Genomic DNA, 22,916 nt, shown 5'->3' on the forward strand with positions numbered 1-22,916 from the left:
CCCTGCTACAGAAGCCGACAGGTGCCGCAACGCAGCTAATCCCGCTATGCTGCGCAACTCATCATAAGTCACCGAGGATGCAGCGTGCGCCTGGCCCTATTCGATCTCGACAACACCCTTTTGGCAGGCGACAGCGACCATGCCTGGGGCGAATTTCTCTGCCAACGCGGCCTCGTCGACACCGAGTCCTATCGCGCCCGCAACGATGCGTTCTACCAGGACTATCTGGCAGGCGAGCTGGATGTACGGGCGTATCAGAATTTTTGTCAGGAGCTGCTGGGGCGCAGCGATATGGCTCAGCTGCAGCAATGGCATGCTGAGTTCATGCGCGACCATATCGAGCCCATCGTGTTGACGAAAGGTGAGGCTCTGGTGCGGCAGCACCACGAAGCAGGCGACCGAGTCGTGATCATCACCGCCACCAATCGCTTCATCACCGGACCGATCGCCAAGCGTCTGGGCGTCGACACCCTGCTGGCCACCGAATGCGAGATGCAGGACGGGCGCTACACCGGCCGGCTGACGGACGTTCCGTGCTTCCAGGAAGGCAAGGTCACGCGCATCGAGCGCTGGTTGCGGGACAACGACCAGAGCCTGGACGACAGCTATTTCTATAGCGATTCGCGCAACGATCTACCGCTGCTCGAGCGGGTCGCCCATCCGGTTGCGGTCGATCCGGACCCGACCCTTCGCAGCATTGCCGAACAGCGCGGCTGGGGCATTATCAGCCTGCGCTGAACGACCGCGCCGATCCGGAGATCAGACCGGCTTGGCGCCCATCAGCCCCATGATGACGATCAGGATCAGCAGAATCAGACCGGCATAAACCAGCGCGAAGCGTGGCAATGCCGCAGGCGCCGGAGTGCTGCCCAGCGCTTGCCAGGCCCGCAAGCGACCGCCGAGCAGCAGCGTTAGCGGCACCAGAATCAGGAACAGTACCGAACTCGCCAGCAGCCACAGCTGGCCAAGCGGAAACCCAGCCAGATGGGCCAACCACCAGCCTGTGACCGGCAGCAGCAATCCCAGCACAGCAAGCAGCGGCAGCGACATCAGCCGAGTCCGCCGCAGCTTGGCTTGCAGCACGGCAGGATCGGCACGACGTTTGGCTTTCCAGAGCATCGCGATGTGCGCAATCAACCCAAGGGTGATCAGAATCGCCAAGGCGGCGTGTACGATGTTCAACAGCTGATAGTGTTCCATTGACCCTCGCGGTACGGCGTTCAGCCGAGAAACAGTTGGTAGGCAGGATTGTCCGTTTCGTCCCAGTAGCGATAGCCGATCTTGTCCAGCGCCGCGGGCAGCAAATGGCGCTCTTCAGCAGGCACCTGCATGCCCGCGACGACCCGACCGTCCGCTGCACCGTGGTTACGGTAATGGAACATCGAAATGTTCCAGCGACCGCCGAGGTTGTTGAGGAAGTTGAACAGCGCGCCCGGACGTTCCGGGAACTCGAACCGATAGACCACCTCGTCGCTGACAGCCGAGGCATGGCCGCCGACCATGTGACGGGTATGCAGCTTGGCCAGTTCATTATCGGTCAGGTCCAGGACGGGAAAGCCCTTCGCTCGCAGCCCTTCCACCAGCGCCGCTCGCGGATCATTCTCCGGATGCGTTTGCACACCCACGAAAATGTGTGCCTCACGATCCTGATGATAACGGTAGTTGAACTCGGTGATCTGGCGCTTGCCGATGGCCTCGCAGAATGCCTTGAAGCTGCCCGGCTCCTCAGGGATGGTTACCGCGATGATCGCCTCGCGCTTCTCCCCCAGCTCGGCGCGCTCAGCCACATGGCGCAGGCGGTCGAAATTCACGTTGGCGCCCGAATCGATGCCCACCAGCACCTGATTTTCGTCACCGTCGCGCTCCACATAACGCTTGATCCCGGCCACTGCCAGCGCACCGGCGGGTTCGGTGATTGATCGGGTATCGTCGTAGATGTCCTTGATCGCCGCGCAGATCTCATCCGTACTGACGGTAATCACTTCGTCGACGTAGTGCCTGCAGATGTCAAAGGTGTGCTGGCCGATCTGTGCCACGGCGACCCCGTCAGCGAACAGCCCGACCTGGGGCAGCACGACCCGCTCGCCCACGGCCATGGCCTGCTGAAGGCAGTTTGAATCGTCCGGTTCGACACCAATGACCTTGATGTCCGGACGCAGATATTTGATATATGCGGCCACGCCCGCGATCAAACCACCGCCTCCCACCGGCACGAAGACCGCATCGAGCTGGCCCTGATGCTGACGAAGGATCTCCATCGCCACGGTGCCCTGCCCGGCGATCACATGCGGATCATCGTAGGGATGGATATAGACGTAACCCTTTTCTTCCACCAGCTTCAGCGAATAGGCCAGCGCCTCGGGAAAGGCATCGCCCTGCAGAACGACCTTGCCACCACGGGCACGCACGCCCTGCACCTTTAACTCCGGCGTGGTGCGCGGCATCACGATGGTCGCCTTGATGCCCAGTTCGCGTGCAGCCAGCGCCAGGCCCTGGGCATGGTTGCCGGCCGAAGCCGTGACCACGCCCCGCGCCAACTCCTCAGGTGTCAGCTGCGCCAGCTTGTTATAGGCACCGCGAATCTTGAACGAGAACACCGGCTGCAGATCCTCGCGCTTGAGCAGGATCTGGTTGCCGAGCCGCTCGGAAAGCTGGCGAGCGGGTTGCAACGGTGTTTCTACCGCAACGTCGTAAACGCGCGAGGTGAGGATTTTCTTAACGTACTGTTCGAGCATCGTGGGCTATCTTGGCGGGCATTGCGGGGCAGACGAGTCTACCCCGCGGCAAACCCGCCGACCACCGGCAATCGGCGCACAAGACAGCGGTACAGCCTCAGCGGACAAGACCCGACTGGCAACGCGCCGGTATACTTGCGCACCTCGTTTCCCTACGCCCGGACCCAAACGCCATGACTCAGGATCAACTCAAGCAGGCTGTCGCCCAGGCCGCCGTCGACCTCATCGTCCCGCAGCTCACCGACCGCAGCATCGTCGGTGTCGGCACAGGCTCCACGGCCAATTTCTTCATTGACCTGCTGGCCAAGCACAAGGGCTTCTTCGATGGCGCCGTCGCCAGCTCGGACGCCACCGCCGAGCGGCTGAAAGGGCACGGTATTCCGGTGTATGACCTCAATTCGGTGTCGGAACTGGAGTTCTACGTCGACGGCGCAGATGAAACCAACAGCCATCTGGAACTGATCAAGGGTGGCGGTGCCGCCCTGACGCGGGAAAAGATCGTCGCCGCCGTCGCCCGGACCTTTATCTGCATCGCCGACGGTAGCAAGCTGGTCGAGGCTCTCGGCGGGTTTCCGCTGCCGGTTGAAGTCCTCCCCATGGCGCGCAGCCACGTGGCGCGTGAGTTGGTCAAACTGGGCGGGGATCCGGTTTACCGCGACGGCGTCGTGACCGACAACGGCAACGTCATTCTGGACGTTCATAACCTGATGATCGGCTTCGCCCCGGACGTCGAGGCGCAGATCAACAACATCGTCGGCGTGGTTACCAATGGTTTGTTCGCCGCGCGTCCTGCCGACATTCTGCTGCTGGGCACCAAAGATGGCGTGCAGACGATCAAGCGCTAAGCCACCGCGATCAGCCGGCCGAAAAGAGCCGGCGGGTCATTGCTTGCGAAACACGTAGAAAAGGTTCGGCTCACTGACCAGGTACAGCGTACCCTCTGGCCCCATGGCGATGCCTTCGGCCTGCGGAACGTCCCGGTCCAGCCCATGCTTACCGGCAGTCAACGCCAGGCTGCTGATGGGCTTGCCTTCGGTATCCAGCTCCACCACTAGCCGCGATTCGTCCGACAGCGCCAGTAGATGGCCGCTCTGCTCGTCGTATTGAAGGCTGGAAAGGTCCCGCACGAACAGGTCCGCATCACGCTCGCGGTCTTCACTCACATGCACGGCGAGCGGTTGGCCGTCGTCGGCATAAGGAAAGCCGGTGATTTCATAGATTCGCACCGGGTCGCGCTCCTTCGCCACGAACAGGCGCTCAGCCCCACCATCGAAGGCGAGCCCCTCGAAACCTTTGTTGCCGTTCTGCTCGATCCCTAACGAGAACTGCTGCACGTTGGCCGCATCGATTGATTTCGTTTGCTCGTCAATCTCGACCCGGAGCAACCGTTGCAAGCGCTCGTCGCTGATCACATACACACCGCGGGATATGTATTCGATTGCTTCCGGATCGCCAAAACCGGTCAATGTGATCGAGCGCAGCAGTTCGCCATCGAGGCTGAGTTCAAGCAGCTGAGGGTTGCCGTTGGTCACGGCCATCAGGCTCTGCCGGTCAGGGTCGTACGTCAGCGCGGAGAGATCATCGGCAATGCCGGCGACTGGCTTGGCCTGTGTCACGGCGTGATAATCCTGCAGCCCCAGCGAAGCATTCGGGCGCTCCCCCGCCTGATACCACTGCGAAAGGTGAAACCAGCCGCGTTCGAACAGTTGATAATGTTGGCCTGCCGCAATCCCCAGCAGCAATCCCAGGCCGACGAAGCCGGCCAGCAGTAATTTCAAAGCTCGACGCATAGTGCCACTCTGTAGGAAGGAAGGGCCGCGATTGTGCGCTGCCAGGCTTAGTCGAACCTTAACAGCTAAAAGCGGGACCCACGTCATGACCGCAGTCATCACGGTCTCTACCCTTACGGCTGAATACGTAGAAGCGATTCGGCTCGCCAACGACGTAGATAGTGCCAATCGCATCCATTGCGACGCCTTCGGCCTGATCGATGCCATCCACAAGCCCGTTCAGGCCCCCAACCAAGCTGATAAAACTCCGCGGGCGACCCAACCGGTCAAGCTCGACCAAGAGGCGCGACTCGTCGGACAGCATCAGGGTATGCCCGGTGCGAGGGTCGATGGTCACAGACGAGATGTCACGTACCAGCAACGATTGATAGGGCAGCGGCTCGAGCACGCCGACCGCGCCGTCTTCACCGGGGAACGGCAGTTCAAACAGGCCGTACGGATCGCGCTCCTTTGCCAGCAACATACGTTGGGTCTGCGGGTTCCAGGCAAGCCCTTCGAACCCCTTGTTGCCAGCGCCATCGAACCCGAGGTCGAAGGTGGCCATATCATCAAGATCGAGACGCTCGATACCCAACGCGGGGCGAAACACCGCGACCAGTCGGCGGCGCTCGTCAACAATGCCCAGACGACCGTCACCCAGCGCCTCGACTGCCTCAGGATCGGAAAATCCGGTCAGGGCTATACGCCGTAGAACCACGCCTCCAGTGGTGAATTCGATCAGCTGCGGGTTTTGCCCAGTGACGGTGAACAGCGTCCCGGTCGCGGGATTCCAGGTCAGACCAGAGGTCTCGTCTTCTTCGAGGCCCACCAGTGTCGTCTGCAGCGCCAGCTCGTAATCGGGCAGCCAGATGCTTGCGGCGCGGTGCTCGGAGTCGGCGGATTGCTCTTGCCAGTAGAGCCTCAGCTGTTCGTCCCAGCGCAGCAGCACGCCAATGAGCAACGTGGCAGCCACTGTCAGAAACAGCAGAACGTAGAGAGCCAGGCGCAGCCGCGAGGATCGGGTGGCGGTATCAGGCATTGAATCAAACCCAGGAAAGAGGGTTGATTACAACATGAGCGCAACGGCTGGGATACAGTTGCGAAGATGCCGGGTACGTCGAAACGTACCCGGCCCAGGCTGGATCAGAGCACGCGGCTTTCGAAACGCGACAAGCCGACCATCTCCAGCACGAGCTGATCGCCCCGGCTCAGCGGACCAACGCCCACCGGCGTGCCGGTCAGTACCACGTCGCCCGGCTGAAGGCTGAAGTGTCCGGCAATGTGCTGTAGCAGCGGCAGGATGGCGTTGAGCATCTGGTTGCTGTTGCCGTCCTGACGCACCTCCCCGTTTATGCTCAGACGAATGCCGATGTCTGTCAGGTCCTGCACCGCATCGCCGGGCACGAACGGCGCCAGCACGCAGGCGCCATCGAAACTTTTAGCAATTTCCCACGGGTGGCCCTTTTCTTTCAGCTTGGCCTGCACGTCGCGCAAGGTCAGATCCAATGCCGGGGCGAAGCCGGAAATCGCATCACGGACTTCCTCTTCGTTCGGCTTGCGTGACAACGGCTTGCCGATCAGCACGGCGATTTCCGCCTCGTAATGCACCGCGCCACGGTCGGTCGGGATGTTGAAACCGCCAGCCAACGGCACCGTGCAGCTACCTGCCTTGATGAACAGCAGCGGCTCGGTGGGCACCGGGTTGTTCAATTCCTTGGCGTGCTCGGCGTAGTTGCGGCCAATGCAGACCACCTTGCCCAGCGGGAAATGAATCGTCGCGCCGTCGGTGTACTGGTGCTTATAGGTCATGGAGAGTTCCTGTCTGTCAAACAGCGAAAATCTTGCCTGGGTTCATGATGCCATTCGGATCGAATGCTGACTTGATCGCCTTCATGTAGCCGATTTCCGCTTCGGAGCGGCTATAGGTCAGGTAATCGCGCTTGGTCATGCCAACGCCGTGTTCAGCCGAAATGGAGCCGTTATATCTTTCGACCGTCTCGAACACCCACTTGTTGACAGCCGCGCACTTGTCGAAGAACTCGTCCTTGGACAGCGCCTCGGGCTTGAGGATGTTCAAATGCAGGTTGCCGTCACCGATATGGCCATACCAAAGCACTTCGAAATCCGGGTAGTTGCTCGTCACGATGGCGTCGATGTCCGCGAGGAACGCCGGCACTTTGGAAACAGTGACGGAAATGTCGTTCTTGTAAGGCGTCCAGTGGGAGATCGTCTCGGAGATGTACTCGCGCAGCTTCCACAGATTCTGCAGTTGCTGGTCGCTCTGACTCATCACGCCGTCGACCACCCAGCCTTCATTGACGCAATGTTCAAAGGTCGCCAGGGCCTGCTCGGCGCGCTCCTCGGTGGTCGCTTCGAATTCGAGAAGCGCATAGAAGGGTGTACGGGTCTCGAACGGCGCCGGGATGTCGCCGCGACCGAGGATCTTGTCCACGCACTTGTCGGAGAAGAATTCAAAGGCGGTCAGGTCCAGCTTGTCCTGAAACGCATGCAGCACCGGCATGATCGAATCGAAATCCGGCGTGCCCAGCACCATTGCTGTGAGATTGGTGGGCTGACGCTCCAGACGCATGGTCGCTTCGACGACAAAGCCCAGGGTACCCTCGGCGCCGATGAACAGTTGACGCAGATCGTAGCCGGTGGCGTTCTTGACCAGGTCCTTGTTCAGCTCCAGCAGGTCACCCTTGCCGGTGACGACCTTCAGACCCGCCACCCAGTTACGGGTCATGCCATAGCGAATGACCTTGATTCCGCCAGCATTGGTCCCGATGTTACCGCCGATCTGGCTCGAACCGGACGAGGCAAAATCCACTGGATAGTAGAGCCCCTTGTCCTCAGCGAACTGCTGCAGCTGAGCGGTAATCACGCCCGGCTGACAAACCGCGGTGCGATCCATCTCGTCGAATGAGAGGATCTGATTCATGTAGTCGAAGGAAACCACGACTTCACCATTCGCCGCCACAGCTGCGGCAGAAAGCCCGGTGCGCCCACCCGATGGCACCAGCGCGACCTTACGCTCATTGGCCCAGCGCACAATGGCCTGCACCTGTTCGACCGTCTTCGGAAACACGATGGCCGTGGGCGCGGGAGTGTAGTGTTTGGTCCAGTCCTTGCCGTAGGTGTTCAGGGAATCAGCATCGGTCAGCACCTTGCCAGGCTCTACCAGGGACTTCAGCTCATCGATCAGAACAAGATCGGTCATCATCGGAACTCTCATTCGATTCATGGTCACCCTGAGTACGCTTCAGCTCAGGACAGGGGGTGTTTCGAGGGGCCCGTATGCTAGCATACGCCCCCCTTTGAAACGTGCCTCGGCAGACTCCCGACACTGGTGATACCGGGTCGGCCAGCCTTCGCTGGACACTTTGTCCTCTCCTTCGGCCTTAAGGTTTTAACGCAGATGAGCCAGACCTCTCTCGACAAGAGCAAGATCAAGTTCCTTCTCCTCGAAGGTGTTCACCAGAACGCTGTCGACACCCTCAAGGCCGCAGGCTACTCCAACATCGAGTATCTCAAGACCGCACTGACCGATGCGGAGTTGAAGGAAAAGATTGCAGACGTCCATTTCATCGGCATCCGTTCGCGCACCCAGCTCACCGAAGAAGTGTTCGAAGCCGCACACAAGCTGATCGCCGTCGGCTGTTTCTGCATCGGCACCAACCAGGTCGACCTCAATGCCGCCCGCGAACGCGGCATCGCTGTTTTCAACGCGCCCTACTCCAACACCCGTTCGGTGGCCGAGCTGGTACTGGCCGAAGCCATTCTGTTGCTACGCGGTATTCCGGAAAAGAACGCCTCCTGTCATCGCGGCGGCTGGATCAAGTCGGCGGCCAACTCCTTCGAGATCCGGGGCAAGAAGCTGGGCATCATCGGCTACGGTTCCATCGGCACCCAGCTGTCGGTACTGGCTGAAAGCCTTGGCATGCAAGTCTACTTCTATGACGTCGTGACCAAGCTTCCTCTGGGCAACGCCACTCAGATCGGCTCGCTGTATGAGCTGCTGGGTATGTGCGACATCGTTTCGCTGCACGTGCCTGAGCTGCCGTCCACTCAGTGGATGATCGGCGAAAAGGAAATCCGTGCCATGAAGAAAGGCGCCATCCTGATCAACGCCGCGCGTGGCACCGTGGTCGAGCTCGATCACCTGGCCGCTGCGATCAAGGACGAGCACCTGATCGGCGCAGCCATCGACGTGTTCCCGGTCGAGCCCAAATCCAACGACGAGGAGTTCGAAAGCCCGCTACGTGGGCTGGACCGCGTTATCCTGACCCCCCACATCGGTGGATCCACTGCCGAAGCCCAAGCCAACATCGGCCTGGAAGTCGCTGAAAAGCTGGTCAAGTACAGCGACAACGGTACCTCAGTGTCTTCGGTCAACTTCCCTGAAGTCGCCCTGCCGTCGCACCCGGGCAAGCATCGCCTGCTGCACATCCACCGCAACATTCCGGGCGTGATGAGCGAGATCAACAAGGTATTCGCAGACAACGGCATCAACATCTGCGGTCAGTTCCTGCAGACCAATAACGAGGTTGGTTACGTAGTGATCGACGTAGACAAGGAATACTCCGATCTGGCCCAGGAAAAGCTTCTGCAGGTCAACGGCACCATACGCAGCCGTGTACTGTTCTAAGCAATAGGTAGGCGCCGGTAGACGGGAGGCTCAGGTCTCCCGTTTTCGTTTCTGCCCTGCTTGTTGCACAGCTGGGACAGTCAATTCGCTGAGGCAGGCTCCTGGCCGTTCTCGCCAGGGCGGCTCTCTGAGCCAGTCGGTTGCGAAGGCTCTTCGGGCGACACTACAGGCGGCGCCTCCAGCGTGGGAGGCCTGGGCTTCCCCTGACTGTCACCTCTGCTCTCGATCACATCCTGGCGCGGCTCCCGTGTGTCGAGTGGGTGTTCGCGGCTTTTCTCCGGCTGAGTCAAACCGGTTCCGGCAGCGCTCGCCAGCGACGCGGCCAATACGGTCGAAACGAATAACAAAGTGCGTATAGCCATGACCTTCTCCCAGACAGTAGCCGGCGCGATCAGCCGCAACAGCGGCACGCTTCAAGCTGCGCAAGAAAAAGCCCCGAAGAAGGTCCGGGGCTCTCCTTCAAGCCGGATTTGCATCAATTGCCGGTCGCGCTGTTACCGGTAGCCGTCGTGTTGCCCACCGCAGTGCCAGTTTCGGTCCCAGGACCTGCTCGCTCACCATCGACAGAGGTCGCTGCACCCGTGGTCAGGCCCCTGCGGTCAGTATCGTCGGTGGTCTTGCCATCCATCATGGTGTCGTCATGAGAACCACCCATCTTGCCGTCATGGGTGCCGCTCTTCATGGTGCTGCTAGTGGAATCGTGGCCTTTGTCATGCATGGCCTCGTTATCCGATGAGCCCGCAGCAAAGACGCCTGTAGACATCAAGCCGGCCAGCGTTAGCGCTGCAAGTTTAGTCGTTTGCATGGTCACTCTCCTGCTTCAAGGGGTCTCATGTTCGGGCGCCTGGCGCCAAAAATCAGCTCATAACGTGACAGTCTTTCGGTATCGCCAGTAGCCCCAGATGTCGCTCAAAGCCCCGGCCGAGGCCGGGGACTCTGCACAACTCAGCGAGCACATCAATTACCAGTGCCACCGGTGCCGCCAGTACCAGCGCCAGTAGCGCTATTACCGGTACCAGTCGTGTTGCCTATGCCGGTGCCAGTGCCGGTGCCTGGGCCTGCCTGCTGGCCGGAGCCAGTAGTGACGCCTGGGCCAGTCGACATACCATTGCGATCAGTGTCGTCCGTAGTCCTACCATCCATCATGGTGCCGTCTCGACGGTCGTTCTCCATGGAACCGACACCACGATCATTCATCATTCCGCCCTGCTGACCGCTGTTCATTGAACTGCTATTGGAGTCGTAGCGGCCCTTGTCATGAATGGCCTCGTTATCGGTTGTTCCCGCCGCAAATACAGCGGTGGACATGAGACCAGCCAGAGTAAGCGCCGCGATTTTCGTCGTTTGCATGATCGTTTTCCTGTTTCCAAGGGGTTCACATGTTCGGGCAGCGCCCGCAAAAAGAAAGTTCAGCCCTTGACATGACAGAATCTTTCAGGATCGGCTCAAGCCTTGGGACTCGGGCGATGCAGACCCCATTGCCGTTCGTCAACATGCGACGACGCAACCGTCCGTCGACCTCCGCGAGCGTATTAAAACCTTGACTGACCTTTAACCAAGCAGTTGCCAAAGCGAAATGCCGATACCGGCCATGCTTTCACCAGCCACCAGCCCGGCTGCCGCAACAATCACGAAACGTTCGGCCAGGCCGCCCCAACGTGCGCTGAAAAGCCAGGCCAGCAGCGCGCCGAAAGCCATCATCAGGGAAATCGAGGCAGGAATGATGAACGCCAGGCCCAGCGCCGCGGAGCCCGGTAGCCAGCGCAATCGTGAGGCGGTCGCCATACCCTCAAGCGCGCCCAGAACCACACCCACCAGCGCACCCGCCAGCATGCCCCAGCGAACGTCCTGGCTGATCGAGCCCAGCCCCGATGTCAAGGTCTCCGCCACGGCTTTCCAGGTCGCGACCGCAGGTGCGGGCCATTCGGGGGTAATCAGCATCGACTGGGGATCGGGAATCAGCAGCTTGTAGACCAACACACCAACGAGGCTGCCGACCAGGATGCCCAGGCATTGCGCAACCACCTGCCGGGACGGCACCGCCCGAATCGCGTGGCCCACCTTGAAGTCGTTCAACAGATCGGTGCACTGGCCCGCCGCCCCACCGGCGGTATTGGCGCTCATCAGATTGATCGCCACCTGCCCCGGCGCGATGGCGCTAAAGCTCAGCTGCGAAAGCTGGCCGATTGCACCAATCGGAGGGATGCCAGTTGCCCCGACCACCCGTGCCGCCACCATCGCCAGCAACAGAGCCAGGGGGATAGAGAGCGCCGCCATCAGGGGATGAATGCCGAACAGCGTCATCTGCAAGGTGATCACCAGCAACGCCGCCAGCGCCATGCCAAGTGCCGGCAGCGCCGAAGGCCGGGCCCATCGTCGATCGGTCGACGTGCTGGCGCGCCGGGCCTGCACAAAGCGCAGCCCAAGCGAGGTCAAGGTGGCGCACACCATCAGACTGACGCCGGGCCAGAGTAACCACTCGATCAGAAGCGCAAACTGCGGCCCGCTGGCGTCCGCCGGCAGCGTCACGAGGCCCCGCGCCACCAACCAGGGCGCGAGCACCCCCCAGGCGATCAGCGCACCGAGCAGTAAAGATAGACCGACCCGCAAGCCGACGATCCCGCCGAATCCAACCAGCAGCAGCGAGGGCTCGAGGGTAAAGGTCAGGCGTTCCAATTGTGCATTGGGAGCCCAGCGCGGCAAGGCCCAGAACAGGCCGTCCACCAATTTAACCACGGCCGCCATCAGCGCAGCCGAGCCCAACACCAGCAGCCGCCGAGCCGCTTCGGCCCCGTGGCTGTAGATCTGCTGCATCGTTGCAAGAGTCGCCATGCCTTCGGGAAAACGCAGCTGGGCCTCGACAATCAGCGAGGGCCGCAGATACCAGGCAACCCAGACACCAAGAAAGCTGACCGAGAACACCCACGCCATCAGCGGCAATGTGTCGAACTGTTGACCGGAAATCAGGGTATAAGCCGGGATCGGCGCCACCAACCCACTGGAAATGATCGAGGCGGCAGATGATGCCGTGGTCTGATTGATATTGCTCTCATGCAGCGTCCAGGCAGGCCGGCCAAGCATGCGCGCCAATCCCTGCCAGAAGACGAATCCGATCAGCAGCGCAATGATCGACATATTGAACGACCATCCGATCTTGAGCCCCGAGTAAATATTAGAAGGCGTCAGTACCGCCCCCAGCAACAGCCCGGTCAGTAACGCGCGCAGCGTCAGTTCGCGATTGGGTTCGCTCATGCCGGCTCCATCGAACGGGTGATTGACTCACCTTAGTCCATTACGCCTACCAGACCGTTTCCTTAACCGTTTGTCGGGTTAACGTGCTTAGGGCGCAGATGCCGGCCTAATCCCAACGTAAACGCTGAACTTCGTCATTTCTGGCCGGTCGTTTAGTAACTTTTCTCCAGCAGCATAACGGCACCCAGACCAAGGATTGAACATGGACGAAGCGGACTTCACCCACCTGGAACGTAACCGGCCTATCGTCACGCTACTGACCGGCAATGAACTCCTGGGACTGTTCTTCAAACACTTTCTTGGTGAACAGGCTCAGCTGGAAGTAGCCCTGGCCAGGCTCGACAAAATCGTTCCGGGGACCACCGACCTCTACCTGCTCGACTCGGGAAACAGCCACACCGAAGAGTTGTCGACACTGCTCGATCAGCTTGATGAGCAGACCCCGGTCGCATTAGTCAATATCGCGCCGGCGCAAGCCGAGCAACTGGTCGACAAGCATCCGGCCATCCGCGGCGTTTTTTACAGCCACGCTACGCGCGAGCATCTGCTCGACGGCATTCAGGTGTTGCTCGACGGCGGCGACTGGCTGCCGCGGGTTCTGACCGAGCGCCTGCTCAGCCAATGGCGGCGCATGCGTCACCTCGCAGGTAGCAAACCCTCGCTGACACTGCGCGAGCGGGAAATTCTCAGCCTGGCCGGCAAGGGCCTGTCAAACGCCGAGATCGCCGAGCGGCTGTGTCTGAGCCCGCATACCATCAAGAGCCACATCCACAACCTGTTGCGCAAGATCGGCGCCTCCAACCGGGCCGAGGCGGCTTTCCTGCTGCGTGGCCGGCTGGATTGGTCCGAGTCGTGTCACGCCTGACGCGGTGCCTGCTGTTGATGAGCCTGCTCGGTCCCGTGCAGGCTGAAGAGCCGCTCGACCAGGCGCAGGGTGAAGCCGAATTGAGCGGGCTGATCATCGACAACACGATTACCCGATTCGGCCATGATTTTCACCGCTATCTCAGTTTCCAACTTCAGGACGCCAGCGCACTCGACGGAGATCTGGTAGTACGGGAGCGCCCTTCAGCGCGCTGGGGCAGCCTGGTGTGGGTGGAGTATGGGCAGCTGACCGTCTACCGACGCTTTCTGCAGCCCAACGTAGCCGAGATCGAAGACATCGCAAACCAAGCGGCACAACAGATCTTGGAACAGGTTAACCGTAGCAAGCTGCAGAACCTGCTCCAGGACACATTCGACATGGACCGGGACGAGCTTTGAACTGCCGAGGACTTAATCCGCTCCGCTCATCACGTAGCGCTTGTTTTGCACCGTTCGATGGATGTTCAGCGTCCCGTCTGCAGTCAAGAATCCGAGCACTATTTCGAGGTGCCTGCATGGATCGTCTAGCCCAGCTCCGCCGCGGCCTGCTCGCCGCACTTCTGCTCAGTTGCCAAGCCACTTACGCAGCCGACCTGATGGACAACGGCGACCTTGCGGGGGGATCATTGAGCATTACTGATTCAGCTGCCGCTGCGTTGCACCTGCCCGACATGCAGGTCGCCCGCGTGCTGCAAACCGGTAACGACAACCTGGCTGATGTGAGCCAGACCGGCACAGCCCAGCTGGCCAATATCGTGCAGCAAGGCAGCGACCAGCAGGCGTTCATCCTGCAGCAGGGTGAAAATCAGATCGCCACCATTCTTCAGATCGGACAGGGCAACCTGGCCGACATCAGCCAGATCGGCAGCGACAACCAGGCTGCGATTGCCCAGATCGGCTCGGACAACACCGCCAGCATCGAACAGCTGGGCAGCGGCCTGAGCAGTGCTGTTACGCAGTATGGCAGCGGCCAGCAGATCCAGATTGTTCAATATCGCTAATAACAACGTCGGGGTAACCCTTATGCGCAGGCTGCAGCTCATCGCATCGGCCGCTCTGCTGGGTGCCGCTATCAATGCTCAAGCCGATAACAGCGCTACCATCGCGCAGACAGGCGATGACAATAGCGCCACCGTCGAACAGACCGGCCAACTGAACGAGGCGGTCATACGACAGAACGGCACAGCCAACGTCGGTTCGGTTTACCAGCATGACGTCGCAGAATCGAACCTCACGAACCTCGTTCAAGTCGGTAGTGACAACAACGCCGTGGTCTATCAAGGTCCAGACAGCCATTTTTCCTCCGCGAGCATTTATCAGGAGGGCGCCGGTAACAGCACTGACGTCGAACAGACCTGGTATGCCAATGATCTGCAGGCCAGCAGTGTCGGTGACAACAACCGCATCTCGGCAATCCAGCAAGGTTTTGCGGGCGGTCAGGCGTATCAGATCGGTAACAACAACTCGATCATTCTGGATCAGTACGGCATCTACCACGGCACAACGCTGGCGGTGTATCAGGTCGGCGATGACAACCGCGCGTCCGTCGAGCAGGGCGATGCTGGCAATATCAAGCTGGCGCAGAATGGCAACCTGAATACCGCAACGATTTCGCAGAACACCCTGTTTGGTGAAGTCGAGTTCAATCAGGCAGGCGACGATAACCTGCTCGTCGTCGAGCAGACCGGGCGCGGCAATGCGTTCAGCGGCTCGTCAACCGGCAACGGCAATAGCGTAGAGCTGGTACAGGGGTTCGACGACAGCCAGGCGAGCGTCGTGCAAGCGGGTGACGACAACATCGCATCCATCAGTCAGCTGGCCAGCGCCAACGAAGCCCGCATCAATCAGGTCGGGATGGCGAACCAGGCGTCGATCACTCAAAGCGCCGAGCTCATGAACGCGGTCATTTCGCAGACCGGGGCCGGCAATATGGCCACCGTTGTTCAACAATGAACCAAACCTTGGCCCCCGCTTATGCTCACCGCGACCCTCGCCGCCATGCTGCTAGCTTCCGCCACCGGCCCAGTTGATGCTCGTCTGGAACTGCGGCCCGAAGCCGACCAGTTGAATCTGCGGTTGTGCTTCAGCAGTGCCGAAGCACACCGACTCAGCTATCAGCTAGAAGTGGTTTCCAAGGGACGCGCCGGCACCAGCCGCAGTCGTCAATCGGGAGAGTTGACCAGCGGGCCTGAAACGCAGTGCCCGCTGAACAACCGACTCGGCATCGCGACCGACAGCCATATCGAGGCGACCGTCACCTGGTCCGTCGATGGCCAGCAGCAAACGCCGTTGCACCAGACGTACCCGTCAACCGAACCGGCAGGCTCCGCACCGCCAGCTCAAAACCCGACGCCGGGGGCGGATACGTCAGTCGTCATGGCCGATTCAAACCTGAGATAGCTGTCTCGGCTCATTGCGTGCGAGCCTGCGCCCCACCTCGATGCCCTTCAATTCCACGTAGCGGTAAGTCAGGCTCGACAGCGCCAGCACCATCGCCAGTTCAAGCAGCGTCAGCAGGTCGTCAACCAGCACGCTGCCGCTGCTGATGTAACGCATGATCTGCTCGCTTCCTGGCTGCTGCACAATGGTGGTGTATTCGGTGCCGGAAAGCTTCGACAGTACGACCGCCGCACTGGTGAAAGCGAAGATCACCGCTGCATGAGTCAGGTAGATCGAGAAGGACAGCTCGCCCAGCCGGGCAAAGCCGCGACGCTGCAAGAGCTGCGAAACCGAACCGCCCTCACAGGCAAAGACCAGGACTACAGCACAGAACAGCAGACTGGCGATGATGCCCTGATGCAGCGTTTCGTGAGTCAGCGTGCGATACACCAGCAGCAGGCAAAGCAACTCGAGCACAGTAAAGAACAGTCGGTCGTCAAGGCCGCTGATGGCCGGTTCCAGCTTCTGATACAGCCGATAGGTCAGCGCACCGGCAAAGAAGCAAGAGGCGCCCCGCCAGATGAACGGCTTGATCACGTCCAGTTCGACATACAGGGCCGCGAACGACACTGCCGTCGCCAGAGCCAGGATTCGTCCGGAATAACTCGGCATTGCCAGCAGCACCATTCCCAAGATCAGGTACAGGTAGTACTCGATGCTGATGCTCCAGGCGGGCGTATTGAAGGACAAGCTGTTGAACTCGCCAAGCCAGCTCTGCAGCAGTAGAGCGTTGGGCAGGATCTCGCTAGGCGCCGTCTTGCCCGTGAAGGCCGCATCGTTGAATGAGAACCCATGATGCTCTGCCCAGAGCTTGCCGAACTCCAGCCCGATGAAGACGAACAACATCAGCAAATGCAGGGGATACAGCCGAAAGGTGCGGCTGGCTGATGATGAAACGCCTGAGCACATCGCGCCCGAATTCGCGCCTGCCGTAAGCGTGAAACATCACAAACCCGCTGAGCACGAAAAAGAATTCGACGAACAAGTCGGCATGCCGGAAGAAACTGAGTTCGGAAAAACTCAGCAAGATCTGCGTGTGAAACAGCACCACCGCGACCGCGCAAATACCGCGAAAACTGTCCAGCACAACAAAGCGTTTCATTCCTGCACCTTGCTTGAAGTCGAGGCATACCGCTGCACGACACCGTGCAGGCTTCCTGTCCATGGGGTCATCAGGAGGAACCTCCGGAGCCAACTTGAGAGCAATTGGCCATCAAAAGAGTTCCGAGGTTTATGAAACACTTTGTAATACACAGCGCCACGGCCATCCAGCCGAAGCGTAGCTGCATCGGCCCGCACCCATGACCTGCATCAAAACTGACGCCACAGCGGCAGTCAGTTCCCAGGGTTGATCAACCGTCGCCATCCATCGCCTGTCCGGAACCCCAAGCGGGGCCATGGCTTCTACCGAGCCAATCCACATCGACGCTATCCGAGGAGATCCGATGCGCATTTCTCTCAAACCTTTGCATGAGCAAGTCATCGTCATCACTGGCGCTTCGAGCGGCATCGGCCTGGCCACTGCCCGCCTCGCCATCGAAAAAGGTGCCCGCGTGGTGCTGGTGGCTCGCAACGAAGACGCCCTGAGCGATATCGAGCGCGAACTGAATGCCGGAGACCGAGTGTTCCACGTTCAGGCCGACGTCGGCGAGCGTGAGCAATTGGAGCGTGTCGCCAGCGAAACCATTGCCCGCTTCGGTGGCTTCGACACCTGGATCAACAATGCTGGCAGCTCGGTCTGGGGACGCTTCGATGAAGTCAGCGACCAGGACCACTATCAGGTCATGCAGACCAACTTCTGGGGCACCCACTATGGCTCCTCCATTGCCGTGAAGCACTTGCGCGACAAGGGCGGTGCGCTGATCAACATCGGCAGTGTCGAGTCAGCCAACGCCCTGCCATTTCACAGCAGCTACAGCGCCAGCAAGCACGCGATCAAGGCGATGACGGATGTGCTGCGCGTCGAACTGCAGAAGTCGCGCACGCCGGTGTCGGTGACCCTGGTACGTCCCTCATCGACCGACACCCAGTTCATGGACCACTCAAAGAATTACCTGCCCAGCGCGCCGGTGTTTCCGCCGCCAGTCTATGCACCGGAGGTGGTCGCCCGGGCAATCCTGCATGCCGCCGAACACCCGCAGCGCGACGTTTATATCGGTAACGCCAAGCTGCTCTCGCGGCTCGCGCAAAACGCACCGCACCTGGCCGACTGGGTCAACCGCACCTTTGTCTACGACGCCATCAAGAGCGGCCGGCCGGATCGACACCCCCGCGGCGCGCTTTACGCAAGCGATGTCGGCAGCGCCGGTGACGGCAGCGCCAGCGGCAACTATCCGGGGATGGTGCTGACCCGCAGCCTATATACCCGCGCCACGCAACATCCGGTCGCCACCACTGCCGCCGTAGCCGTGGGTGCGGCCGCGCTGGTCGCCCTGTTGGGTCGCCGCGGGCGCTAGGAGATCGACGGCGCAGCTCACGCTGCGCCGTCTTGCAACCGTTCAGCTTAGGTTCAGTCAGGGTTCAGGATCGGTTCAGCGGCCCGCAGGCAGGATGAAGACGTGAACTTTTACCACGCCTGAAAAGGAGCAACACATGAACAAGCTGAACACTCTGGCCCTTGCCACCACCCTCAGCGTCTTCACCCTCGGCGCCCAAGCCGCCGACAACTTCGCCGGACTCACCTGGGGCAAGAGCACCGTCAACGTTGACCGTTCCAGCACCCTGAAGCAGAACATGCCGGGTACGAACCGCTTCGATGACACCATCAAGAACAGCGGTACCTGGGGCCTCCGTGCCGGACAAATGACCGACGAAGCGCGGTACTATGCCACCTATGAAAACGTATCCGATGACTACGGCCACTCGCTCAAGCTGCGTCAGCAGAACCTGATCGGGAGCTACGACATGTTCCTGCCGGTCGGTGATACCACCCGCCTGTTCGGTGGTGCCAGCGCCGGTCTGACCAAGCTCGAGAACGAGTCCAGCGGTTACCGCCGCGACAGCGATATCGGGTATCTGGTGGGCCTGCAGGCTGGTGTACTGCAAGACGTAGGCAACAACACTTCTATCGAAGCGGGCTACCGTTACCTGCGCAGCAATGCCGGCACGGAAGTAGCCGAGCGCGGCGTTGGCAAGGTCGGCTCGATCGACCTGCACAGCACCAAGCAGGCTTACCTCGGCGTGAACTACAAGTTCTAAGTAGAGGGTTCCAACCCGCAAGGTTGCAACAACGAGAACACGGCCGGGATTGTCCCGGCCGTTTTGCATGACAGGAGCCGCACATGAAAGTGCTGGTGGTGGAAGACGAGGCGCTGCTGCGCCACCACCTACTGACTCGCCTGAGCGAAAGCGGGCACGTGGTCGACGCGGTGGCTAATGCTGAAGAGGCGCTTTACCAGTCTCGTGAGTTCAATCATGACCTGGCAGTGGTCGACCTCGGATTGCCGGGCATCTCAGGCCTGGATCTGATTCGCCAGCTGCGCAGCAACGGCGAGCGCTTTCCCATCCTGATTCTTACAGCGCGCGGTAACTGGCAGGACAAGGTCGAAGGGCTGGCCGCAGGGGCCGATGACTATGTGGTCAAACCCTTCCAGTTCGAGGAGCTGGAGGCTCGACTCAACGCGTTGCTGCGTCGCTCGTCCGGCTTTACCCAGGCGAGCATCGAGGCGGGCCCGCTGAAGCTCGACCTCAACCGCAAACAGGCACTGGTGGATGACGAGCCGCTGCTGCTGACCGCCTTCGAGTACCGTATCCTCGAATACCTGATGCGCCACCAGCAGCAAGTGGTAGCCAAGGAACGCCTGATGGAACAGCTCTACCCGGACGACAACGAGCGCGACGCTAACGTCATCGAGGTATTAGTCGGACGGCTGCGTCGCAAACTGGAAGCCCAAGGCGGGCTTAAACCCATCGACACCGTGCGAGGCCTGGGCTACCTCTTCACCGAGCGCTGCCGATGAGCCGCCGTTGGCGACGCTGTCTGATTCTGGCAAGAGCGTCGCGTAACGCCACCCTGTCGCTGCGCCTGCGACTGATGCTGGGTGCGGCCTGCCTCGCCATTCTATTCATGCTTGCCCTCCTGCCGGTACTGCAGACTGCGTTCAGCATGGCGTTCGAACGCGTCATTGAAGAGCGGTTGGCTGCCGATGCCAACACGCTGATTACCGCATCGCGCCTCGAAGCGGGACGGCTGATCATGCCGGATCGGTTGCCTGACGAAGAGTTTGACCTGCCCGATGCCAAGCTGCTGGGCTACATCTTCGATCCGCAAGGCGAGCGGCTTTGGCAGTCACGTTCGGCCAAAGATGAGTCCATTGGCTACCAGCCGCGCCTCGAAGGTGACGTCGCCGAATTCCTGCGTGTCCGAGGGGACGATGGCGTCGAGTATTTCGTCTACGACGTCGAGCTGCGCATGACCAATGACCAGCGGCAGGCTTACAGCTTTGTCACCATGCAGCCCACCAGTGAATACCGCAGCCTGTTCGAGGAATTTCGGCAACAACTCTATATCTGGCTCGGCGGGGGCCTGCTGGTGCTGCTGACGCTGCTCTGGCTTGGCCTGACCTGGGGCTTTCGCTCGCTCAAGCGACTGAGCCACGAGCTGGACCAGGTCGAGGCTGGCAGATTGGATCGGCTCAGCGATGAGCATCCACGCGAACTGCTGCGCCTGACCCGTTCGCTGAACCGACTGCTTGATGGTGAGCGCCGTCAGCGCGAGCAGTACCGCAACTCGCTAGGCGACCTCGCCCACAGCCTTAAAACACCGCTGACGGTCCTGCAAAGCGTTGGTGACGTGATCAGCACCCAGCCCGACAACAGGGAACAATCCCGTGTCATGCGTGCGCAGATCGAGCGCATGAGCCAGCAGATCGGCTATCAGCTGCAGCGGGCGAGCCTCGGCCAGAGCGGCTTGGTGCGGCACCGTGTGGCGCTACAGCCGCTGCTGGTTCGGCTGTGCAGCACTCTGGACAAGGTCTATCAGGACAAGCGTGTGCAGGTCGACATGCAGCTTCCAGCAAAGGCGATCGTCCCGCTGGAACAGGGCGCGCTGATGGAACTGCTCGGCAATCTTCTGGAGAACGCTTACCGACTCTGTCTCCATCAGGTTCGCATCAGCCTGCAGCAGGGTGAGCATCATCTGATGCTGAGCATTGAGGATGACGGGCCTGGCGTGCCGGTTGACCAGCGAGCGCGGATTCTCCGTCGCGGTGAGCGGCTGGACGCCCAGCACCCTGGCCAGGGCATCGGCCTGGCGGTCGTAAAGGACATCATCGATAGCTACGGCGGTGAGCTCAGGCTGGATGACTCTAAGCTGGGCGGCGCTGCGTTCCGACTACGCCTGCCACTCAACTGACCCGACGAAGGGGGGCTGCGGACGGATGCAAGCGCCAGCTAGCGGCTGCTACAGTTCGTAGCCCGACACTTCACCGGATGCGACAGATGTCACTGGACGACAACAAACGGCTGGTCCGCCAACACATCGACCTGAGCTGGAACCGCGGACGCCTGGCACTGGCCGAGAAGCTGCACAGCAAGGATTTTCTCTACAAGAGTTCCTTCGTCGGCCACCCGCTGGGCAGCTCCGAGTTCGCCGCGATGGTGACCCAGATCCGTACCGCTATGCCCGATCTGGAAGTGGTTGTAGAAGAGTGCGTCGCCGAGGGCGACAAGGTGGTCACCTGGAGCACCTTGATCGGGACCATCGAAACACCCGCGCTCGGCTACCCAACCAGTGACAAGGTGTTGAGCATCTCGGCGATGGCGTTCTGGACTTTGACGCCGGGCCTGCAGATCCGCGAGATCTGCACCATGTTCGATATGGAAAGCTTCCGATCTCAGCTTGGACTCGAGACCCGCTCCTACGCCCAGAAAGCCCTGCCCTGACGACGTTACACTGCCCGGACCGGAGCGATTGAGCGCTTAGCAGCAGTCATCCCCTCGGTTTCGTGGTCCATTGCATAGTGACCGACTCTGAAAAGGCAGGTGGAATGCACCGACAGCTATTGCTCAAAACCCTGATGTGCCTCGTTGTACTTGCTTGGGTGGCATCGGCCATCAACCCGCACGACCGCACCACCTGGCTAATGGAGGTCCTTCCAGTGGCCATCCTGCTGCCGGTACTGGTTTACACCCACAAGCGATTTCCGCTCTCGTCCTTGCTGTACGTTCTGTTGACCATACAGGCGCTTGGCCTGATTGCCGGCGGTCACTACACCTTCGCCCGCGTGCCGGTCGGCTTCTGGCTGCAGGATTGGCTGGAACTCAGCCGCAACCCATACGACCGGGTTGGGCATTTCTTCCAAGGCGTTGTGCCTGCGCTGATCGCGCGCGAGCTATTGGTGCGCAAGGACCGGGTTCATGGCAAGCACCTGTTGCCCTTTGTCTGCGTAAGCATGGCGATGATGCTCAGCGCCGTTTACGAACTGGTCGAGTGGGCGGCGGCGCTGGCGCTTGGTCAGGGAGCCGAAGCCTTTCTCGGCATGCAGGGTGACCAGTGGGATACCCAGGCCGATATGTTCTGCGCGCTGCTTGGCAGCCTGACCGCGATGACATTGATGGTGAAATCACATGACCGAAGCATGGCCGCAATCGGTATCCATCAGCCAAGCCGAGCGGCCTAATAGTTTATTGATAACTCACTCTGTAAATGCTATCGCCTCAATTAAATTAAATTATGAGCGGCGTAATTAATCAGTACTTCTTGAACTATCGCATTCGTCGATTTGCACTATTGATACGCTCACGTTTGTCCAATTCGTTCTCGGCCGTAGCATAAGTCCCGTACCCACTACTACCGAGGACACTTTCATGAAAAAGCTATTCGCAAGCGTAATTATGGCAAGCGTCGCTTCCACTGCGTTCGCCATCCCGCCAAGCCACCCGCAACCTCTACTGGGTGAAGCACGGAGCGCAGCAACCGTGCAACAGGGCCTATCTACAGACCGAGCTGTTTCCGAAAATGGCTTTGAACGCACGCCAGTCAGCGAGCAGTTTGCTGAAGACGGGTTCGACCTGACACCGCAAGCAGACCGCATTGCCGATGATGGCTTCGACCGCACGCCACTCAGCGAGCAGTTCGCTGAAGACGGGTTCGACCTGACACCACAAGCGGACCGCATTGCCGATGATGGCTTCGACCGTACTCCGCTCGGGCAATTACTGGCAGAGGATGGCAGCGACCGAACCGGGCTCGGCACGGTCTGAATAAAC

The 22,916-nt window shown here is 60.3% G+C and carries 26 protein-coding genes; 16 read left to right on the forward strand and 10 right to left on the reverse strand.

Going from position 1 to position 22,916, the window contains the following annotated elements; genetic code table 11:
* The first annotated feature begins 84 nt into the window (after positions 1–84).
* On the forward strand, positions 85–738 hold the full coding sequence (locus JQR87_RS18075; protein ID WP_407294534.1) for an HAD family hydrolase: 654 nt from the start codon (positions 85–87) through the stop codon (positions 736–738).
* Between the two features lie 21 nt (positions 739–759).
* Here the strand turns inward: JQR87_RS18075 and JQR87_RS18080 are convergent, their stop codons facing one another.
* Together JQR87_RS18080 and ilvA are read right to left on the reverse strand one after the other, a co-directional pair.
* Complete coding sequence (locus JQR87_RS18080; RefSeq protein WP_407294533.1) at positions 760–1,200, reverse strand: DUF2269 family protein; 441 nt, start codon at positions 1,198–1,200, stop codon at positions 760–762.
* A gap of 20 nt (positions 1,201–1,220) precedes the next feature.
* Entirely contained in the window at positions 1,221–2,735 is a 1,515-nt protein-coding gene (ilvA, locus tag JQR87_RS18085; protein WP_407294531.1) for a threonine ammonia-lyase, biosynthetic, read from the reverse strand.
* A 173-nt stretch (positions 2,736–2,908) separates the two neighbouring features.
* On the opposite strand from ilvA, the gene rpiA reads away from it, so the two are divergent.
* Positions 2,909–3,580, forward strand: a complete 672-nt coding sequence (gene rpiA, locus JQR87_RS18090; protein ID WP_407294529.1) for a ribose-5-phosphate isomerase RpiA — start codon at positions 2,909–2,911, stop codon at positions 3,578–3,580.
* A 36-nt stretch (positions 3,581–3,616) separates the two neighbouring features.
* On the opposite strand, the gene JQR87_RS18095 is transcribed toward rpiA, so the two are convergent.
* The 4 genes from JQR87_RS18095 to JQR87_RS18110 form a co-directional block, all read right to left on the reverse strand.
* Positions 3,617–4,525 (reverse strand): SdiA-regulated domain-containing protein, encoded by a 909-nt coding sequence (locus tag JQR87_RS18095; RefSeq protein WP_407294527.1) that lies wholly within the window; start codon positions 4,523–4,525, stop codon positions 3,617–3,619.
* A 58-nt stretch (positions 4,526–4,583) separates the two neighbouring features.
* On the reverse strand, positions 4,584–5,543 hold the full coding sequence (locus JQR87_RS18100) for an SdiA-regulated domain-containing protein (protein WP_407294526.1): 960 nt from the start codon (positions 5,541–5,543) through the stop codon (positions 4,584–4,586).
* Positions 5,544–5,647: 104 nt separating this feature from the next.
* A complete protein-coding gene (locus tag JQR87_RS18105) occupies positions 5,648–6,313 on the reverse strand; it encodes a fumarylacetoacetate hydrolase family protein (RefSeq protein WP_407294524.1) in 666 nt (221 codons plus the stop codon).
* Between the two features lie 16 nt (positions 6,314–6,329).
* Positions 6,330–7,724, reverse strand: coding sequence for an FAD-binding oxidoreductase (locus tag JQR87_RS18110; RefSeq protein ID WP_407297638.1), 1,395 nt, complete (start codon positions 7,722–7,724; stop codon positions 6,330–6,332).
* Positions 7,725–7,922: 198 nt separating this feature from the next.
* Here JQR87_RS18110 and serA point away from each other — a divergent pair, with 198 nt between their 5' ends.
* A complete protein-coding gene (gene serA, locus JQR87_RS18115) occupies positions 7,923–9,152 on the forward strand; it encodes a phosphoglycerate dehydrogenase (RefSeq protein ID WP_407294522.1) in 1,230 nt (409 codons plus the stop codon).
* A 475-nt stretch (positions 9,153–9,627) separates the two neighbouring features.
* On the opposite strand, the gene JQR87_RS18120 is transcribed toward serA, so the two are convergent.
* The 3 genes from JQR87_RS18120 to JQR87_RS18130 form a co-directional block, all read right to left on the reverse strand.
* On the reverse strand, positions 9,628–9,957 hold the full coding sequence (locus JQR87_RS18120; protein ID WP_407294521.1) for a hypothetical protein: 330 nt from the start codon (positions 9,955–9,957) through the stop codon (positions 9,628–9,630).
* A 152-nt stretch (positions 9,958–10,109) separates the two neighbouring features.
* The gene (locus JQR87_RS18125; protein WP_407294519.1) at positions 10,110–10,502 is read right to left on the reverse strand and encodes a hypothetical protein; all 393 of its coding nucleotides are present in this window, start codon (positions 10,500–10,502) and stop codon (positions 10,110–10,112) included.
* 201 nt (positions 10,503–10,703) lie between these two features.
* Complete coding sequence (locus JQR87_RS18130; RefSeq protein WP_407294518.1) at positions 10,704–12,404, reverse strand: OPT family oligopeptide transporter; 1,701 nt, start codon at positions 12,402–12,404, stop codon at positions 10,704–10,706.
* Positions 12,405–12,684: 280 nt separating this feature from the next.
* Between JQR87_RS18130 and JQR87_RS18135 the strand changes: the two genes are divergently transcribed.
* The 5 genes from JQR87_RS18135 to csgH all read left to right on the forward strand — a co-directional run bounded on the left by JQR87_RS18135 (position 12,685) and on the right by csgH (position 15,668).
* A complete protein-coding gene (locus JQR87_RS18135; protein ID WP_407297636.1) occupies positions 12,685–13,269 on the forward strand; it encodes a helix-turn-helix transcriptional regulator in 585 nt (194 codons plus the stop codon).
* A gap of 17 nt (positions 13,270–13,286) precedes the next feature.
* A complete protein-coding gene (locus tag JQR87_RS18140; protein WP_407297634.1) occupies positions 13,287–13,667 on the forward strand; it encodes a CsgE family curli-type amyloid fiber assembly protein in 381 nt (126 codons plus the stop codon).
* Positions 13,668–13,783: 116 nt separating this feature from the next.
* Positions 13,784–14,269 (forward strand): curli production assembly protein CsgB, encoded by a 486-nt coding sequence (locus JQR87_RS18145; RefSeq protein ID WP_407294516.1) that lies wholly within the window; start codon positions 13,784–13,786, stop codon positions 14,267–14,269.
* Positions 14,270–14,291: 22 nt separating this feature from the next.
* Entirely contained in the window at positions 14,292–15,221 is a 930-nt protein-coding gene (locus JQR87_RS18150) for a hypothetical protein (RefSeq protein WP_407294514.1), read from the forward strand.
* 21 nt (positions 15,222–15,242) lie between these two features.
* The gene (gene csgH, locus JQR87_RS18155; protein ID WP_407294512.1) at positions 15,243–15,668 is read left to right on the forward strand and encodes a curli-like amyloid fiber formation chaperone CsgH; all 426 of its coding nucleotides are present in this window, start codon (positions 15,243–15,245) and stop codon (positions 15,666–15,668) included.
* On the opposite strand, the gene JQR87_RS18160 is transcribed toward csgH, so the two are convergent.
* On the reverse strand, positions 15,654–16,553 hold the full coding sequence (locus JQR87_RS18160) for an acyltransferase family protein (RefSeq protein WP_407294510.1): 900 nt from the start codon (positions 16,551–16,553) through the stop codon (positions 15,654–15,656). The two genes, csgH and JQR87_RS18160, sit on opposite strands and share 15 nt — an antisense overlap.
* On the opposite strand from JQR87_RS18160, the gene JQR87_RS18165 reads away from it, so the two are divergent.
* From JQR87_RS18165 to JQR87_RS18200, 8 genes are all read left to right on the forward strand, one after another.
* The gene (locus JQR87_RS18165; protein WP_407294508.1) at positions 16,537–16,944 is read left to right on the forward strand and encodes a hypothetical protein; all 408 of its coding nucleotides are present in this window, start codon (positions 16,537–16,539) and stop codon (positions 16,942–16,944) included. The two genes, JQR87_RS18160 and JQR87_RS18165, sit on opposite strands and share 17 nt — an antisense overlap.
* 208 nt (positions 16,945–17,152) lie before the next feature.
* Positions 17,153–18,163, forward strand: coding sequence for an SDR family oxidoreductase (locus JQR87_RS18170; RefSeq protein ID WP_407294506.1), 1,011 nt, complete (start codon positions 17,153–17,155; stop codon positions 18,161–18,163).
* 136 nt (positions 18,164–18,299) lie between these two features.
* The gene (locus JQR87_RS18175) at positions 18,300–18,905 is read left to right on the forward strand and encodes an outer membrane protein (protein WP_407294504.1); all 606 of its coding nucleotides are present in this window, start codon (positions 18,300–18,302) and stop codon (positions 18,903–18,905) included.
* Positions 18,906–18,988: 83 nt separating this feature from the next.
* The gene (locus JQR87_RS18180; RefSeq protein ID WP_407294502.1) at positions 18,989–19,666 is read left to right on the forward strand and encodes a response regulator; all 678 of its coding nucleotides are present in this window, start codon (positions 18,989–18,991) and stop codon (positions 19,664–19,666) included.
* The gene (locus tag JQR87_RS18185) at positions 19,663–21,060 is read left to right on the forward strand and encodes an ATP-binding protein (RefSeq protein ID WP_407294500.1); all 1,398 of its coding nucleotides are present in this window, start codon (positions 19,663–19,665) and stop codon (positions 21,058–21,060) included. The genes JQR87_RS18180 and JQR87_RS18185 overlap by 4 nt, the downstream gene beginning before the upstream one ends.
* 86 nt (positions 21,061–21,146) lie before the next feature.
* Entirely contained in the window at positions 21,147–21,590 is a 444-nt protein-coding gene (locus tag JQR87_RS18190) for a ketosteroid isomerase-related protein (RefSeq protein WP_407294498.1), read from the forward strand.
* Positions 21,591–21,694: 104 nt separating this feature from the next.
* Positions 21,695–22,327: a DUF2238 domain-containing protein gene (locus JQR87_RS18195; protein ID WP_407294496.1), complete on the forward strand. Its 633-nt coding sequence runs from the start codon at positions 21,695–21,697 to the stop codon at positions 22,325–22,327.
* Between the two features lie 187 nt (positions 22,328–22,514).
* Positions 22,515–22,910, forward strand: coding sequence for a hypothetical protein (locus JQR87_RS18200; protein WP_407294494.1), 396 nt, complete (start codon positions 22,515–22,517; stop codon positions 22,908–22,910).
* The last annotated feature ends 6 nt before the right edge of the window (positions 22,911–22,916 follow it).

This window comes from Stutzerimonas stutzeri (assembly GCF_051028275.1).
Taxonomy (GTDB): Bacteria; Pseudomonadota; Gammaproteobacteria; order Pseudomonadales; family Pseudomonadaceae; genus Stutzerimonas; species Stutzerimonas stutzeri_AS.